This is a genomic window from Microcoleus sp. K5-D4, from assembly GCF_036704575.1.
In the GTDB taxonomy this organism is placed as follows: Bacteria; Cyanobacteriota; Cyanobacteriia; order Cyanobacteriales; family Microcoleaceae; genus Microcoleus.
Genome location: NZ_JAUBSD010000178.1, coordinates 1 through 3,025, shown reverse-complemented (window position 1 = coordinate 3,025; position 3,025 = coordinate 1). Strand labels below are relative to the sequence as shown.

Below are 3,025 nucleotides of genomic sequence, written 5' to 3'. Positions count from 1 at the left end.
TAGCCCGGACTACAACGCGAGTTGAGTTGGTATGGCATTCGGCTAAGGAATATGTTGCTAATAGATTATTTGAATCCCTTGAAAAACTAGAGTCACTGTTAAATAAATTGTTAAATGAAGGAGAACTAATTATGAAATGGAACCGAAAAGTAAAAAATAAAGGTAACGCGAGTTAATGCAGTTTAGATGTTTGACAGCTTACCTCAGTTAGAATATAGTAATCCTAAATCAGTTGCCAAAATATTGGGCTTCACTAATCCTGATTAATTTGGTATTAATTCCGAGTTTTTATAAAAAAATCCATACATCTCTAGCTTGGGAAAATCAAAAGTCTGACAATCAGTTACAAGCATAAATAGTGTTGGCTATTCATTAGTTAATATGCTCAATGAATAGCTCAGGCAGGAATGAAAGACAAATGAAGCTAGCAAAATATTTGGTAAGCTGTTGTGCATTTAAATTGTATGTTGAGAGCGGGCTTTCCTGCCCAACCTCTACTCCCCACCAAATTTAAAATTTCTTTTACCATGCAATTTAAATGCGGATTAGCTTATATTCTTTACCTGGTTTAACAGAGAAAGCTAATTTATTATTAACTATAAGCCCAACCTAGAGGGGTTAGGTGGATTGAACAGCCATGAAAACGAAGAAAAAAAATATAAAATTGTTAACAAAGCTGTTGAAAATCGAGAAATAAAAGTAATTTTATATCGCCCGTAGGAAGGAATTATAATCATTTTACAGGCGCCATAAATTGTCAGTTAATTAACTTTACACATGGTAAAAAAAGTCATAAATTACATCAACATTCTCTATACCTAGTCAAAAAATTACTTTTGAAATAAGCTGTTCAGCATCTAAAACGCATATTGTATGGTATACTATATTAATTTTAATAAAAAAACAATGCCTACTAAAAACTTCCTCAGTTCTGAAACAAAGGAAACTCTGCAACAAGCATTAAAAGACCATGAGAATCCAGATATTCGACAAAGAGCGTTAATATTTTTATTACTAAATAACGGAAGCTCACAAGCTCAAACTGCTGAAGTAATTGGATGTTCTCTCCGAAAAGTTGCCTATTGGAGTGTTCACGGTGATCCTGAAATTTTAGACAGTTTTAAAGATAACAGGATGAAGGGTAATTACCGAAAAGCTACAGAGAAATACATTATTTTACTTTTAGAAACACTTGAAGTAGACCCGGAAAAATATGGTTATGAGTTCGGAAGATGGACAACAGCTAGACTTGCAATATATCTAGGAGAACAGACGGTAATTGAGCTGAGTAGTACCCAAGTAAGGAGAATTTTAAAATCAAAAAAGTATGTTTACCTTTGGGCTAAATACAGCTTGAAGGATAAGCAAGATGCCGTAGAAAGGGGTTTATTCAAAGATAAATTAGCTGAGTATCTAAAAATATAAAAAGCATCTCCATACCTTTTACAGGTATGGTTTTGGGACGAGAGTGGATTTAGTTGAAGAGTGATTAGAAGGAAAAGCTGGTGTAAAAAAAGAACTCGAATTAACCTTCATAGGAGAGCGACGAAAAAGCCGTATTAATGTGATGGATGGAGTGAGATATTCAGACAAAAAAAGATGGGGAGATTTTATTCCCTCTGGAAATTATGCTAATTTTTATGCTGTGCTGAAAAATTTTTATGGAGATTTAAAAGCCGAGTGGATATTGCAAGGAAATTTAGTGGAAGATTTTCAAGATAAAGGCTGTAAGTTTATGATAATTTTGGACAACGCTAGTTTTCATAAAAAAGCAGAGACTTTGCAGAAAATAGCCTCAGAAATTCCCAATCTAATCATAGAGTTTTTGCGCAAATATAGCCCTGACTATAACCTAGTTGAATTAGTATGGCATTCTGCCAAGGAATATGTTGCCAATAGATTATTTAAATCCATTGAAAAACTAGAATTAGTGTTACATAAACTTTTAAATGAAGGAGGACTAATTATGAAATGGAACAGAAAAATAAAAAATAAACGTAACTTAGTTAATGCAGTTTAGATGTCGAACAGCTTATCCCCTATTTTGTTAGGTAGCCACTAACAGAGTAAAGCGGGGATCAAAGGCAGCCTACTGGTAGCCCAACCTGGTAAATGTCGAGCAATAGTTCATGTGTAGCGAAAGCAAAGATGTGGGTGAATCATCGTTATATTGAAGTGGTCTAATGGCTGATTAACACCATGCCAAAAGGCAAGGATATGGCATAGGCGATTTTAACTTCTTCCTATAAGCACTGCCCAGAAACCCAGTGGATAGCATCACACTAAAAACTCTACCAATTTGTATTTGGAACGAAGTAACTATCATGTATTCTGGAGAAGAACAGGTGGATCACCCAGTAAGTAGCTAACGAAGAGTACATGAGATAGGGAGTGTATCAGACGCTAATGCTCTATTGTAATGACAGAGATACGCAGACAGATGCCCGGTAACTTCAAAGATGGGAACTATCGTAGCAATGAATAAGTCTACAACGCGAGACAACCGGACGCTGGAATGGAATCAAATCAATGGGCGCCAAGCCGAAAAATTGAAATTCAAGTCGCAAAAACGTATCTATCGAACAAGTGAACATGGTGATGTTAAAGCAGTTGGTAAGCTTCAAAAGAGCTTGATTAATTCATGGTATAATAAGGTTCTAGCGGTACGACGGGTTACACAAGACTATGCTGGTAAACGTAAAGCCGGAATGGATGGTATTAAATTACTAACCCGGAAGCAACGAATTAAGCTAGTAAATGAGCTCAAAACAACTGGTAAAGCACAATCTACACGTAGGGTAATGATTCCAAAACTAGGAACTAATGAGTCAAGACTATTACGCATACCCACAATGTACGACCGCGCCTTAGAATCAGTTGTAAAAGCACCGCTTAAGCCAGAATGGGAGGCATCATTCGAGCCCAACTCCTATGGTTTTCGACGAGGAGTGCGATTCGTTGGGTAGAAACTAACCCTGAAATGGGTAGAGGATTACCCGCAAGCTACACAAGAATCTTCTCCCAA

Annotated in this window: 1 protein-coding gene and 2 pseudogenes; all 3 read left to right on the top strand. The window is 36.3% G+C overall.

Annotated elements, in window-relative coordinates; translation table 11 throughout:
- Positions 1–176: pseudogene (locus tag QUA77_RS28785) on the top strand (IS630 family transposase); the annotation flags it as partial.
- 730 nt (positions 177–906) lie between these two features.
- Positions 907–2,020, top strand: a pseudogene (locus QUA77_RS28780) (IS630 family transposase).
- A gap of 439 nt (positions 2,021–2,459) precedes the next feature.
- Entirely contained in the window at positions 2,460–2,966 is a 507-nt protein-coding gene (locus tag QUA77_RS28775; protein WP_333454022.1) for a reverse transcriptase N-terminal domain-containing protein, read from the top strand.
- Positions 2,967–3,025: the final 59 nt, after the last annotated feature.